The 14,176-nt window shown below is 60.5% G+C and carries 12 protein-coding genes; 5 read left to right on the top strand and 7 right to left on the bottom strand.

Translation table 11 applies throughout. The annotated features are described in order from the left end of the window. Nucleotides 1-225 precede the first annotated feature (225 nt). The 6 genes from mnmE to rpmH form a co-directional block, all read right to left on the bottom strand. Complete coding sequence (mnmE, locus tag L3J03_05295) at nt 226-1,689, bottom strand: tRNA uridine-5-carboxymethylaminomethyl(34) synthesis GTPase MnmE (protein ID MCF6290394.1); 1,464 nt, start codon at nt 1,687-1,689, stop codon at nt 226-228. Between the two features lie 88 nt (nt 1,690-1,777). Beyond that, the gene (locus L3J03_05290; GenBank protein ID MCF6290393.1) at nt 1,778-2,725 is read right to left on the bottom strand and encodes a Jag N-terminal domain-containing protein; all 948 of its coding nucleotides are present in this window, start codon (nt 2,723-2,725) and stop codon (nt 1,778-1,780) included. Nucleotides 2,726-2,808: 83 nt separating this feature from the next. Then, nucleotides 2,809-4,467: a membrane protein insertase YidC gene (gene yidC / locus L3J03_05285; protein MCF6290392.1), complete on the bottom strand. Its 1,659-nt coding sequence runs from the start codon at nt 4,465-4,467 to the stop codon at nt 2,809-2,811. 70 nt (nt 4,468-4,537) lie between these two features. After that, a complete protein-coding gene (gene yidD / locus L3J03_05280; protein MCF6290391.1) occupies nt 4,538-4,807 on the bottom strand; it encodes a membrane protein insertion efficiency factor YidD in 270 nt (89 codons plus the stop codon). A gap of 88 nt (nt 4,808-4,895) precedes the next feature. Beyond that, complete coding sequence (gene rnpA / locus L3J03_05275) at nt 4,896-5,270, bottom strand: ribonuclease P protein component (protein ID MCF6290390.1); 375 nt, start codon at nt 5,268-5,270, stop codon at nt 4,896-4,898. A gap of 72 nt (nt 5,271-5,342) precedes the next feature. Then, nucleotides 5,343-5,480: a 50S ribosomal protein L34 gene (gene rpmH / locus L3J03_05270; protein MCF6290389.1), complete on the bottom strand. Its 138-nt coding sequence runs from the start codon at nt 5,478-5,480 to the stop codon at nt 5,343-5,345. A 624-nt stretch (nt 5,481-6,104) separates the two neighbouring features. Between rpmH and L3J03_05265 the strand changes: the two genes are divergently transcribed. From L3J03_05265 to lgt, 5 genes are all read left to right on the top strand, one after another. Then, nucleotides 6,105-6,419: a zinc ribbon domain-containing protein gene (locus L3J03_05265; protein MCF6290388.1), complete on the top strand. Its 315-nt coding sequence runs from the start codon at nt 6,105-6,107 to the stop codon at nt 6,417-6,419. 322 nt (nt 6,420-6,741) lie between these two features. Next, nucleotides 6,742-8,079: a Trk system potassium transporter TrkA gene (gene trkA, locus L3J03_05260; GenBank protein MCF6290387.1), complete on the top strand. Its 1,338-nt coding sequence runs from the start codon at nt 6,742-6,744 to the stop codon at nt 8,077-8,079. A gap of 73 nt (nt 8,080-8,152) precedes the next feature. After that, a complete protein-coding gene (locus tag L3J03_05255; GenBank protein ID MCF6290386.1) occupies nt 8,153-9,628 on the top strand; it encodes a TrkH family potassium uptake protein in 1,476 nt (491 codons plus the stop codon). Between the two features lie 91 nt (nt 9,629-9,719). Continuing rightward, the gene (gene mnmG, locus L3J03_05250) at nt 9,720-11,609 is read left to right on the top strand and encodes a tRNA uridine-5-carboxymethylaminomethyl(34) synthesis enzyme MnmG (protein ID MCF6290385.1); all 1,890 of its coding nucleotides are present in this window, start codon (nt 9,720-9,722) and stop codon (nt 11,607-11,609) included. Then, nucleotides 11,606-12,397: a prolipoprotein diacylglyceryl transferase gene (lgt, locus tag L3J03_05245; protein ID MCF6290384.1), complete on the top strand. Its 792-nt coding sequence runs from the start codon at nt 11,606-11,608 to the stop codon at nt 12,395-12,397. Before mnmG ends, lgt begins: the two co-directional genes overlap by 4 nt. A 303-nt stretch (nt 12,398-12,700) precedes the next feature. On the opposite strand, the gene L3J03_05240 is transcribed toward lgt, so the two are convergent. Beyond that, a complete protein-coding gene (locus L3J03_05240) occupies nt 12,701-14,152 on the bottom strand; it encodes an exodeoxyribonuclease III (GenBank protein MCF6290383.1) in 1,452 nt (483 codons plus the stop codon). Between the last annotated feature and the right edge of the window lie 24 nt (nt 14,153-14,176).

Genomic DNA, 14,176 nt, shown 5'->3' with positions numbered 1-14,176 from the left:
TGGATCAAATCCTTGCGCAGAAGGACGAGGGAGAGGTGCGACCCGAGAACAAGATTGCTCTCAATATATTGATTTAAAAGAAAATATTTTTTCTCTTGACAGGGGGAATATAGGGTGTCCCCCTGTCTGCGCGATCTTCCCGATTTTCCTCTGCCCGCCGACAAATGATTCGCCCGGAAGGAAGCGAAACAGATCTCCGGGTGCGTTGCTGGTGGAGGCTTACGATTATTTGCCGATGCAGAACCGCTCGAATATCATGTCCAGTACATCCTCGGTGGTGGTCTCGCCGACGATATCGGCGAGATGGTCCAGGGTTGCCTGCAGGTCCACGGCGAGCAGGTCCGGCGGCAGCCCCTCTGTGAGCCCGGCCGCGGCCCGTTGACAGGCATCCAGGGCCTTGGCCAGCGCGGCCCGGTGCCGGAGATTGGGGGCACAGCCCGGCCCGGAGTCGGGCAGGGTGTCTTGGCCGGCCACTGCGGTGAATATCGCCTGCTCCAGTTGCCTGATCCCATCGCCATTCTTGGCGGAGATCGGTACCAGGACCTCTTCGGGAAAATCAGCGGCAAACGAGCCCGGATCAAGATCAGGCACCAGGTCCTGCTTGTTCAGGACCACCAGCAGCAGGGTATCGCCATTGTTCTCCCTGATATTGGCATAGAGCTGCCGGTCCTCAGGGGTCAATCCGGTTGAAAGGTCCAGCAGCAGCAGCACCAGGTCGGCCTCGGCCAGCTTGGCCCGGGCCCGGCGGACGCCCAACGCCTCCACTGTTTCGCTGGTATCGCGGATCCCGGCGGTATCAATGATCCTGACCGGCATCCCCTTGATGTTCACATACTCCTCAATGGTGTCGCGGGTGGTGCCGGGGATGGCGGTGACCAGGGCCCGCTCCTCCCGGAGCAGGGTATTGAGCAGGCTCGACTTGCCCACATTGGGCCGGCCCAGGATCACCGCGGAGATGCCTTTGCGAAATATCCGGCCCTGATCGGCATCGGCCAGCAGGGCGGTAATCGGCCCTATCACCTCCTGTTGCAGCTGCTCCGCCATTCGGGCCGGATCAAGTATCTCCCCTTCCTCCTCGGGAAAATCAATGGCCACCTCGATCACCGCCCGCACGGCCAGCAATGACTCGCGCACCGCCATCACCTGGTCATGGAGCCTGCCCTGCAACTGGCCGCAGGCCAGGCCAAGGGCCGGTCCGGTCTTGGCCTGGAGCAGCTCCAGTACCGCCTCGGCCCGGGTCAGGTCGATACGGCCGTTCAAAAAGGCGCGCTTGGTAAATTCACCGGCCCGGGCCGGCCGGGCGCCCTGCCTGAAGATGAGGGCCAGGATCATTTCCAGGACCAGGTAGCTGCCGTGGCAGTGAATCTCGGTCACGTCCTCCCGGGTATAGGTATGGGGGGCACGCATGAACACCGCCAGCACCTCGTCCAGCAGGGAACCGGTTCCTGGATCGACGATCCAGCCGTAATACATGTGATGACTGGCAAAAGACGAGACCGGGCGATGGGGCCGGAACACCTGGGAGAGGATGGGCCCGGCCAGGGGACCGCTGACCCTGATGATCCCGATACCGCCGGCACCGGCCGGGGTGGCAATGGCGGCAATGGTCTCTGCGCCGGAAACAGCGGTGTCTGGAGGAGTGGAGGGGACCATTTTTTGGTTGTGGCCGGTCAGCATGGTCCAAGCCATGCTGGTTGGTGGTGACTGGTGAAAAGGCAACCACTCACAGGTGCCGGCGATGCGCGCAAGCGGCTTGTGGGGTATAACGGGGAGATCTCTACTCGGCCGACTCGGTCGGCGCACCGCTCCGGCCGCCGCCCTTGCGGCGCCGGCCGGACCCGCCTTTGCGTCCCTTGCCCGGGCGATAGATGAGCACCTTCTTAAACAAGCCGTCGCCGACACTGCGGCTGCGGATATCCTTGTCTTCCTGCAGAACAACGTGCACCACCCGCCGTTCCGAGGGATTGAGCGAGGAGATGGACCTGGTCTTGCCGCCGGTTCTGACCTCTTCGGCCAGTTTCCGGGCCAGGGCCTCAAGCTGCTGCAAACGGCTGGCCCGGTAGTCACCGGCATCCAGCGACAGGGCCGCGTTGATGGAATGCTTTTTGGCCAGGATCTTGCGGAGAAGATACTGCAGGCTGTCCAGCACCTTGCCCTCGTCGCCGATGATTGCGTCCACATGGTCGCCGCTGATAACGGCGACAATCGAGTTCTGCTCCGACCGGACCGTAACCTGGGCAGGGAACCCCATCAGATCAAGGAGGACCAGCAGTTCGGCCCGGACCGTGGCGCGGATCTCCTGGCTGACCTCTGCTGCCGGCTGGGGCGCCGGGGCCGTCCTTTCCGGCTGTTTTTCTGCAACTTCTTTCTGCTGAGCCTGTTTTTTTGCAACCTTGACGGCCGGTTCCGCCGGCTGGGGTCCATTTTCCCGGGGCCGGACCGGTTGGTCAACCGCTGTCCGTTCAGGTTCGGCCAGACCGAACCCTTCCGCCGCCAGGGCGGCCAGCGGCGATTCCCGGGCCTCCTCCTCTTTCCGGGCCGCGGTGCCCTGCTTGATCGACACCCGCAACCGCACCTTCTGCCGGCAGAGCCCGAAAATACCCAGCGATCCGGTATTAAGGACCTCGATATCCAGGTCTTCCTGGGAAACGTTCAAGGTCCGGCAGGCGTTCTTAATCGCCTCGGCCACATCCTTTCCCTGAAATTCTATTTTTTTTGGTTTCATAACTAACGTTCCTCAGCGCGGCGCCTATGGGACTGGAAACCGCCATCATCCCGGGGCGACCGCCGTATGTCAGAGTCGTTTCGTCAACTCTTGGCCGGCCTGTTCACTATGTATTGCTGGGCAATGGCGAGCAGGTTGTTGACAAACCAGTACAACACCAGGCCGGAAGCAAAGTTGATGAACATGAAGGTGAAGATGACCGGCAGAAAGAGCATGATCTTGGCCTGGGTCGGATCAGCCGGCGACGGGGTCATCTTCTGTTGCAAAAACATACTGGCGCCCATCAGCAGGGTAAGAACCGGGATCCCGTGCAGGTAGGGGATATCAATGCCGATCCACAACCGGTCCGGCGCGGCCAGGTCGGTGATCCAGAGCATGAACGGGGCATGGCGCAGTTCAATGGCCTGGAGCAGCACCTTGTACAGGGCGAAAAAGACCGGAATCTGGAGAAACATCGGCAGGCAGCCGCCCAGGGGATTGACCTTGTAGGTCTTGTACAGGTTCATCATCTCCTGGTTTATCCGGGCGGAGTCGTTCTTGTATTTTTCCCGCAGCTTGGCGATCTTGGGCTGAATCGCCTGCATGTTCTTCATTGACTTCATCCCCTTGTGGGAGATGGGCCAGAGAACGAGTTTAATCAGCACGGTAACCATGATGATCGCCACCCCGTAGTTATGCACGTAGCGATAGAGGAAATTGAGCAGGTAAAGGACCGGCCGGGCCATCTTGTCGAACCAGCCGAAGTTGACGATCCGTTCCAGGTTGTGGCCGGTTTGCTTGAGGGTCGACAGCTTCTTGGGGCCGAAATAAAAGGAATAGGCATAGTGTTGCCGGCCCTGGGCCGGGATCACGTCCTGGCCAGCGGAAAGAACCGTGCTCACCTTGTCGTTGTCCGCGCTTAACAGCACCTTGGCGCCATCCTTTTCCCCGGGGATCATCCCGGTCATGAAGTAGTTGCCCTCATAGGCGGCCCAGTCAATCCGGCCGGTCAGGGTCTTGGGCCCCTTCTTGTTGAGGTCGCTGACCTTGACCTCCTCAAGGGAATCATTCACCAGCACCGCGGGCCCGGCAAAGAGATAACGCTGGGAATCGGGGTTAAAGGGGAGGTTGGTCAGTCCCAGGTAGGGCGCGCCCTGCAGCGGGGTATCGGTGGTGTTCCGCACCTCCACCTCCAGGTTGGCCAGATAATTGGTATTATCAAAGGTAAGGGTGCGGACGATGACAAGCCCGGAAGAGAGCGTGGCCTCCATGCGCAGGCTCTGTTCCCGGCCGCTGCCGGCCGGGCCCAGGATAAGCGAACCGGTGGATGCGGTGAACACCGGGATCTCCGCCTTTTCCGGGCTCACCCCCCAGGAGAAGTAGAGCGGCAGCTCCTGGAAGGCCTTGGTGGTGATCAGTTCCTTATAGTCCGAGTCCGGCGCCATGGACTCCATGTACTTCTTCAGCTTGAAGCTCTTCACCCCGCCGCCGGTTTCGCTGATCAGGGCGGAAAAGAGATCGGTCTCCACGGTGATATCCCGGCCTTGCCGGGTTGGCTGCACCACCGCTACCGGGGCCGGGGCAGTCGCCGGGGCCTGGGGAAGCGCGGCCGGGGCCGGTCCGTCAACCGGGGGTGATTCGGCCTGCTCCGTGGCCACCGGGTTCCGCGCCTGTTCCGGCGGAGCCCCGACAAAGAAGTACTGGTAGCCGAGCAGGATCACGAACGATAGTAAAATTGCGACAAAAGCCCTCTGTGTATCCATTTAATTTTCCTCGAATAACCCGATCCGGTACTCCGGTGCGCCGGTGGTCCGGGTGAGATTATCCATTGTGCTAGTGATCAACCGGATCAAATCCACCCGGATGGAAGGGATGACAGCGCAGCACCCGCCTGATCGCCAGGTACAGACCGCGGCCCAGCCCGTGACGTCCGATGGCGTCCATGGCGTACTGGGAACAGGTCGGCGTAAAACGGCAGGTGGGAGGAAGCAGGGGGGAAAGAACCAATTGATAGGCCCGTATCAGGGCCCGGCAGAGTGTCGATCCGAGTCTATTCAGCCACTGTATCACGATATCAACATTTGCCAGCGGATCTGCAAGCATCGGAATGTTACTGCAACTGTCCATGGCAGGGAGCATATTCCCTGAACCATTTTCCGGGCACCGGAGCCGCATTTGCCGGGGGAACCGGCTACGCAGGGGTTGTTTTTCCGGAACCAGCGGCTGCCTGCGTATCGCCAACAAGGGGTGCAACCGCCTCCCTTATCTCGGCAGGGGTCCTTGGCGCAAATCCCTTGCGGACCGCAAAAACGATGTCCATGGACGGGGGCAATAATTCCCGGTTCAACCTGTAGAATTCCTTGATGATTCTTTTAATCCTGTTTCTCTGCACCGCGCCCTTGAGCCGGCCATGAACACTGATCCCCAGCCTGTTGGTATCAAGACCGTTGGGGGTATAGATCAGGCTGAAGCAATCCCCTCTGAGACGCTTGCCACTGCGATAGACCTTCTGATATTCCCGGTTTTTTCTCAGGAGATGTGTTTTGGGAAGCGTCCTTGGGTTCATGGTGAAAATCTGCCGGCCGGCTCAGCGGCGGATAAAGGGCCTGCCGGGGTTCGGCCCGGCGTGAGCGGTCCTTTAGGCTGACAACCGTTTGCGGCCCCTGGCCCGCCTGTTGTTGATAATGGCCCGGCCGGACTTGGTCTTCATCCGCAGCCGGAAACCATGGGTGCGCTTGCGCTTCAAATTGCTCGGTTGAAATGTTCTCTTGCTCATGATCTCTTTCCTTGCCTCAACTGTTTATATGATACTTCATTCCATGTCGGCCGGCTGGGTTCAGGCTCTGCCGGAAGGATGACCGTGGAAAGCCGACGGTGCTCCCTTTTATCCCGCTTGACGCCGGAGGCTTATTCTGTATTATTGCAAGTTCGCGCGGGGTGGGTACATTGCGAACATGTCGCCTCCGGACAGGCGCAACGGATTCTTGCCTGAAAGCACAGGGCCCAAAAGAAAGATAATATACCCAGCCGGCAAAACAGTGTCAAACAAATAAACCGTAACCACTCACGGGGCAGGCCCGGCCGGACTCTGGGTTGCCTCCTGCGCGCGCTTACAAATAAACCAGCATGGCTGGGGTCCGTTGGCCGTCACCGGTCCGGGGAATCCTTGATGAACTCGTAAAAAACCCGAAAGTTTCAAATGCCACCGAATAAAATCAACAAGTTACAACATTAGTCACGTCCGTCTCGCGGTTGTTGCGAGACCGACAATCCTTGATGAACTCGTAAAAAACCCGAAAGTTTCAAATGCCACCGAATAAAATCAACAAGTTACAACATTAGTCATGTCCGTCTCGCGGTTGTTGCGAGACCGACAATCCTTAAACCGGAGAGGAAAACAGTGCCTGTTTACGAATATGAGCATCTCGACCAGGGCTGCGCCAGGGGCAGACAGTTTGAAATCAGCCAGTCGATCAAGGCGGACAGGCTGGAACAGTGTCCAGACTGCGGCGGCAAGGTGCGCCGGCTGATCTCCCTGGTGGCGATCAACACCCCCAAGACCAACAGCGACCTCAAGAGTCTCGGCTTTACCAAGCTGGTGAAACGGGACGACGGGATCTATGAGAACGTCACTGCCACGGACAAGGAAAGCCGGATCTGGGACAGAAGCAAACCGGAAACCATGCCGGACCTGAAGTCCAAGATCAGCGACTAAGCCCGGCCCGGCGATCATGCTTGATTTGCAAATATAACCACTGCCATATATAATGCCGCCAAACAAACCGGGCCCTTTGCCTGCCGATCAGCTGTAAGGTGTTGCGGTTCCGCCTGATATTGCGGGTGCCGGCAATGTGGTGCCCGTTTAAGGACCGCAGCGGCCGGCAGCCTGTTGCAACGGGCGTTTTATATGGAAGTCGTCACCAAGCGGAGGCCTTGCCATGCCGGAGTGACGTCTTTTATTCATTGTTTCGTTGCGGCTGGGCAAATATGGTCCAGCCATGCTGGTTACTCTCCCTGCGAGGTGTTTTGTGCGGATCATGATTGTCGGGGCCGGCCAGGTCGGTCACCATTTGAGCGAAAAGCTTTCCCTGGAAGGCCAGGAGGTGGTGCTCGTTGACCGGGACGAGTCCAGGCTCCGCCGTCTGGAACGGGAACTCAACATCCTGGCGGTACACGGCAGCGGCGCCTCGGCCCGGGTCCTGGAGGAAGCCGGCATTGACAAGACCGACCTGTTCATCGCGGTCACTGACAGCGATGAGGTCAACCTGGTGGCCTGTCTCCTGTCAAAGCAGTACCAGGTCAAAAACCGGATCGCCCGGGTCCGCAACGAGGACTTTCTCACCCCTGGCGCGCTGCTCAATGAAAAGGCCCTGGGCATCGACCTGTTGATCAGTCCGGACCGGGCCATGGCCCAGGAGATCATCCAGCTCTGCAATGTGCCCGAGGCCTTTGACATGGCCGAGTTTGCCGACGGCCGGATCGTGCTGCTCGGCTATGTCGTCCATGCGGGCAACCCCTGCGCCGGTCTCAGCCTGGGCGAACTCAAGGGGTTCAAGGGCAGTCATCGCTTTGTGGTGGCGGCCATCCTGCGTAACGGCAAGACCATCATCCCCCGTGGCGAGGACCGGATTGAAGAGGGGGACCGGGTCTATGTGATGATCCGGCGCGAGGATATTTCCGAGCTGGAGCGGTTGTTCAACCTGTCCAGCAAGAAACCGGACCTGGTCTTTATCATCGGCGGCGGAATCACCGGCACCCTGGTGGCCCGGGAACTGGAGGGGAAACATATTGATGTCCGTCTGGTGGAAAAGGACATCAACCACTGCGACCATCTCACCGAGGTCCTTGAGGAAACACTGGTCTTGAACTTTGACGGCCTGGAGGCCCATGTCCTGCTTGAGGAGGGGATCGACCGGGCCGACCTGGTGATCTCGGTGACTGACAGTGATACCACTAATATCCTTTCCAGTCTGCTGGCCAAGCACCATGGCGCCAAGAAGTGCATCACCAAGATCACCCGCCCCGACTTCATCCCCCTGCTCGGCAAACTGGGGATCGACGTGGCCCTGAGCCCGCGGCAGGTGGCGGCCGACATGATCCTCCGGTTTGTCCGGCGCGGCACCATCCTGTCGGTAGCCACCCTGCTGGACAGCGATGCCGAGTTGATCGAATTGAAACTCCCGGACGGCTCCCGGCTCAAGGAGATCCCACTCAAGCAGATCCCCTTTCCCGCCGGGATCCTTATCGCCGGAATCGTTCGCAACGAGCAGGTCTTCATCCCCTCCGGGGAGACCACCTTTCTGCCCGGCGATACCCTGATCATTTTTTTCACTAAAGACGCCAGCCCGAATGTAGAGTCTTTTTTTGAGCTGTAACCGGGCATTCCACTGTCACGGGTTTCCCGCCCCCGCTTAAAGACCCAGCCAACGGATCCGAAACAGGAGAACAATGCGCACCGGCGGAGTACTCAATATATTGGGAAAGCTGCTGCTCCTGCTCTCCCTGTTCCTGCTCACCCCGATCCCCTTCAGTCTCTATTTCCAGGACGGGATGGTGAGGGTCTTTGTGGTCTGCTCCCTGCTGGGCGGCCTGACCGGCGGCCTGCTGGTGGCCCTGTTCCCCCCGGAAAAGGACCTGGGCTACCGGGACGGCTTTGCCGTGGTGGTCTTCAGCTGGCTGGCCATGGCCCTGCTCGGGGCGATGCCCTTTTATCTCTCCGGCGGGATGGAATCATTCGTCGATTGTTTTTTCGAGTCCATGTCCGGCTTCACCACCACCGGGTCCAGCGTGCTCAGCCAGGTGGAACTCCTGCCCAAGAGCCTGCTCTTCTGGCGCGCCCTGACCCACTGGCTCGGCGGGATGGGGATCATCGTCCTCACCCTGGCCATCCTGCCGCTCCTGGGAATCGGCGGCATGCAGCTCTTTCAGGCCGAGATGCCGGGGCCGACCAAGGACCGGCTGGCGCCCCGGATCCAGGACACCGCCCGGATACTCTGGAGCGTCTATTTCCTCTTCACCATCATCGAGGTGTTACTGCTGCTCCTGGGCGGGCTGGATTTCTTTGACGCGGTCTGCCACTCCTTCGCCACCCTGGCCACCGGCGGTTTTTCCACCCACAGCGGCAGCGTCGGGCATTTCCAGTCACTCTATGTGGAGGTCGTGATCATTGTCTTCATGTTCCTGGCCGGGACCAATTTCTCCCTCCACTTCCATGGGCTGCGCGGCCGCTTCTCCGCCTACTGGCGCAACGAGGAGTTCCGGTTCTATCTCAGCCTGACCGCCGGGGCAACGGTGATCATCATCCTGGCTAATTTTATCTACGGCACCTACAGCTCCTGGGGTGAAAACATCCGCACCGCGCTGTTCCAGGTGGTGACTATCCTGACCACCACCGGCTTCGGCACGGCGGATTTCGACCAGTGGCCGGCGGTCTGCAAGGTGCTCCTGGTGGCCCTGATGTTCGTCGGCGGCTGCGCCGGCTCCACCGGCGGCGGGATCAAGCATGTCCGGTTCCTGCTCTTTTTCAAGTATGCCCGGCTGCAGCTTCGCACCCTGGTCCATCCCCAGGCAGTGGGCAAGATCAAGCTGGGCCGGGTCCGGGTGCCCCGGGACGTGCTGATCTCGGTGCTGGGCTTCTTTGCCCTGTACCTGGCGATTTTCTTCCTGGCCAGCCTGGCGGTCACCGCCCTGGGGGTGGATATCGTCACCGGCACCACCGCGGTGATCGCCACCCTGAACAACATCGGTCCGGGCCTGCACCTGGTCGGCCCGACCCAGAACTACGGCGAACTGCCGGACCTGGCCAAGGTCGTTCTGAGCCTGTGCATGCTGGCCGGCCGGCTGGAACTCTACACCGTGGCCGTGCTGCTCACCCCGGATTTCTGGGCCATGGCCCGGCGACCCAGGCTGCGCTGGCATAAGTGACCCCAGGTTCAGGGTTATACTCCGGTGATCAGTTACGTTCCGCGCTGGCAGCTGAACAACAAGGGTGACAATAAATAATCAGCAGATTCCCATGCCTGGAAACGAAAATCAATTTGATATCGTGGTGATCGGCGCCGGCCATGCCGGCTGCGAGGCGGCCCTGGCCGCGGCCCGGATGGGCTGTAAGACCCTGATCACGGTGATCAACGTCGATACCATCGGCGCCATGTCCTGCAACCCGGCCATCGGCGGCCTGGCCAAGGGCCACCTGGTCAAGGAGATCGATGCCCTGGGCGGCGAGATGGCCAGGAACATCGATGCCACCGGTATCCAGTTCCGCCGCTTGAACACCAGCAAGGGTCCGGCGGTTCGCTCGTCACGGGCCCAGGCCGACCGGCTCCGCTACCGGCTGCGGATGAAGTCGGTGCTGGAGAACCAGGACAACCTGGAGATCCGCCAGACCGTGGTGGACCGGATCATTACCAATAAAAAGGGAGCAATCGCCGGGATCGTCACCTCGCTGGACGAGACCATCCGGGTCAAGGCAGTGGTCATCGCCACCGGCACCTTTCTCCACGGCCTGATCCATATCGGGATGAAGAACTTCCCGGCCGGCCGGATGGGCGACCCGCCCTCCACCAGGCTGGCGCAATGGTTCCGCCAGGCCGGCTTTGCCATCGGCCGGATGAAGACCGGTACCCCGCCGAGGCTGGACAGCCGGAGCATCGACTATGGCGAGCTGAGGCCCCAGTTCGGCGATACCCCGCCCAATTTCTTCTCCTTTGCCAGCGACCCGGATGCCGCGCCGGCCCTTGAACAGCTGCCCTGCCACACCACCCACACCTCGGCGGATACCCATGGCATTATCAGGGGCGGTATCGACCGGTCGCCGATGTACGCCGGCAGGATCAAGGGGGTGGGGGCCCGCTACTGTCCGTCCATCGAGGACAAGGTAATGCGCTTCCCGGACAAGGACAGCCACCAGATATTCCTGGAGCCCGAGGGCATCGATACCGTGGAGGTCTATCCCAACGGCATCTCCACCAGCCTGCCCCTGGATATCCAGATGGCCATGCTGCGGAGCATCAAGGGGCTGGCGCAGGTGCAAATGATCCGGCCCGGCTATGCCATTGAATACGATTATGTCGACCCGCTGGAACTCTTGCCTTCACTGGAAACAAAACGGGTGGGGGGACTGTTCCTGGCCGGCCAGATCAACGGCACCTCGGGCTACGAGGAGGCCGCGGCCCAGGGGTTGATCGCCGGGATCAATGCGGTGAACCTGATCCGCCACCGGGAACCGCTGGTCCTGGACCGGGCCCAGGCCTATATCGGGGTGCTGATCGACGACCTGGTCACCCGCGGCACCAGGGAACCTTACCGCCTGTTCACCTCCCGGGCCGAATACCGGCTCCTGCTCCGCGAGGACAATGCCGACCTCCGGCTCACTGAGATCGGCTTTCAGCAGGGGCTGGTGGACCGGGCGACCCATGCCGCCTTTGTTGCAAAGAAAGAGGCGATCACCGCCTTGCGTACCCGGCTGGAGCGGGAAATGATCAGGCCCGGCCCTGAACTCAACAGAGTCCTGGAGTCCCTGGCCAGCACCCCGATCAGTCAGCCCCTGCGGGCCGCCGACCTGTTGAAGCGGCCGGAAATCAGCCTCAACGACCTGGGCCCGTTGACCGGGATAGCGCTGCACGACCGGGCCGAGGTCCGTGACCAGGTCCAGCTGGAGATCAAGTATCAGGGCTATATCAGCCGGCAGGACGAACAGGTGAAGCGTTTCAAGCGGCTGGAGGCGATGGGCCTGCCCGAGGAGATGGACTACCGCGGCCTGGCCGGACTGTCCAACGAGGTGGTGGAAAAACTCTCCCGGGTCCGGCCCCGCTCCCTGGGCCAGGCATCCCGGATCTCCGGGGTGACCCCGGCCGCTATTTCCGCCCTGCAGATCCACCTGAAAAAGGCCGGGCGCAACCGATGATCGCCTATCCTGACATCGATCCGGTGATCTTCAGCCTGGGTCCGCTCCAGGTCCGCTGGTACGGGCTGATGTATGTGCTCGGTTTTACGGCCAGCGTGTTGCTGGTCCGGTACCAGATAAACCGGTACAGGATCGCCCGCCTGGCCGACTATTTCGATAATCTCAACCTGGTCCTGATGGTCAGCCTGATCATCGGTGGCCGGCTCGGTTATGTCCTGTTCTACAGCCCGGGCTATTTTCTGCGCCACCCCCTGGAGATATTCGCCACCTGGCAGGGCGGGATGTCCTTTCACGGCGCCCTGCTGGGCCTTGTCCTGGCTGGTTTTTTCTACTGCCGCCGCCATGGGCTCGGCTTTCTCCGGACCGCTGACCTCTATGTGGTCACCGTGCCCATCGGCCTGGGGTTGGGCCGGCTGGGCAACTTTATCAACGGCGAACTGTACGGCCGGGTCAGCGACCTGCCCTGGGCCATGATCTTTCCCCAGGGCGGTCCCCGGCCCCGGCACCCGTCCCAGCTCTACGAGTTTTTCCTGGCGGGGTTTCTGCTCTTTGTCATCCTCTGGACCCTCAAGTCGGTCCAGCATCGTCGCAACTGGCCGGCCGGCACCATGCTCGGCGCCTTTCTGGTCCTCTACGGCATTTTCCGCTGCCTGGCCGAGCTGTTCCGGGAACCGGACGCCCAGCTCGGTTTTATCTGGTTCCACCTCACCATGGGCCAGCTCCTGAGCAGCCTGATGATCGGCGCCGGGTTGCTGATCCTTCTCTGCTGCCGGGAACGTCGAACCTGATGCATTCGTAAAAACGAAAATATTTACCGCAGAGAATGTTTTTTTACCGAGAATATCGAACTGTAGAATATTGATGAACTCGTAACAACCCGAAAGGCTTCAAATGCCACCCAATAAAATCAACAAGTTACAAGACGAATCACGTCCGTCGAGCGAGTTGTTGCGAGACCGACAATATTGAACCGTAGAATTTAGAAATAGAAGAAAATTTCTACATTCGACATTGGATATTGGACATTCATCATTCTCTTTTCCCCTGCGAACCTCCGCGCCCTCTGCGGTAAATTTATCTTTTGAGGACCCTCAAACAAAATCGAGACTGATCGGGCAGTGGTCCGAGCCCATGATCCCGTTCAGGATTGCCGCCCCCTTGACCCGGTCCGCGCCGGCCCGGTCCACGCAGAAGTAATCGATCCGCCAGCCGATGTTCCGGGCCCGGGCATTGAAACGAAAGGACCACCAGGTGTATTGGCCCGGTTCCCGGTTGAACTTGCGGAAGGTGTCGCAGTAACCGTGTTCTAGAAAATCATCCATCCAGGCCCGCTCTTGGGCCGAATAACCGGGATTTTCCTCGTTGGCCTCGGGGTTGGCCAGGTCAATGGGCCGGTGGGCTACGTTGAAGTCGCCGCAGATCAGCACGGCTTTCTTCTCACCCAGCCGGTCGGCAAATGTTTTCAGCTCGCGGTTAAAGGCAAGCTTGTAGTCGATCCGTTTCAGGCCGGGCCGGGCGTTGGGAAAGTAGGCGTTGATCAGAAAAAAGTCGGCAAACTCCAGGGTCAGCACCCGGCCCTCCCGGTCATATTCCGGGATACCGAGCCCAACGATCACCGAAAGCGGCTCGATCCGGGTGTAAACCGCCACCCCGGAGTAGCCCTTTTTCGCCGCGCTGGCCCAATAGGAGGTATAGCCGGGGATGTTCTTCAGGGAATCGGCCAACTGGCCGGGCTGGGCCCTGGTCTCCTGCAGTCCGAGAATATCCGGATCAAGCTCGGCCAGCAGATCGATAAACCCCTTTTTTTCCAGGGCCCGGATGCCGTTTACGTTCCAGGAGATGAGTTTTTTCATCCTGTTTTCCTCCTTTGCCCTTTTCCCGGACATAAGCCGGCGCGGGCTGACCCCGATCCCGGGACAGAGACGGCTGATCACGCAGCGGTCGCAGTGGGGCCGGACCGGCCGGCAGGTCCCCTGGCCGAATGCCACCAGCAGGCTGTTGATCCGGATCCAGTACTTGCGCGGCAGTTTTTTTCTCAGGGCCATCTCGGTGGCCAGCGGGTTTTTGGTATCTACATAACCCCAGATATTCATGATCCGGTGGACATGGGTGTCAACGCAGATGGCCGGCTGGTTAAAGGCCACGGCCTTCACCAGATTGGCGGTCTTGCGGCCCACCCCCGGCAGGGTCAGCAGGGAATCGATCTCCCCGGGAACCTGGTTGCCGAACCGGGCCAGGGCCGCGGGCAGCCGGGCCAGGTAGGAGGCCTTGCTGCGAAAGAACCCCACCGGATGGATGAGAGCGGCGATCTCCCCCTCTTGAAGCCGGGCCAGGCCCTCCACATCCGGCGCCCGGGCAAAGAGCCGGGCCGCGGCCCGGGCCGTGACCTCGTCCCGGGTCCGGGCCGAGAGAATGGTGGCTGTCAGCACCCGGAAAGGATCCCTGGTCTGGGTCGCGATCAGGTCCACCACCGGCACCCGGTAGCCGGCCACCTCCTTTTCCAGCAGGGCAACGACCCTTTCCAGGTCCATTGTTTCACCCATCTTGGCCAAACAAAGCTTTCTGAA

Source organism: Desulfobacterales bacterium (genome assembly GCA_021647905.1).
Classification (GTDB): Bacteria; Desulfobacterota; Desulfobulbia; order Desulfobulbales; family BM004; genus JAKITW01.
This window is presented reverse-complemented; position numbering and strand designations above follow the sequence as displayed.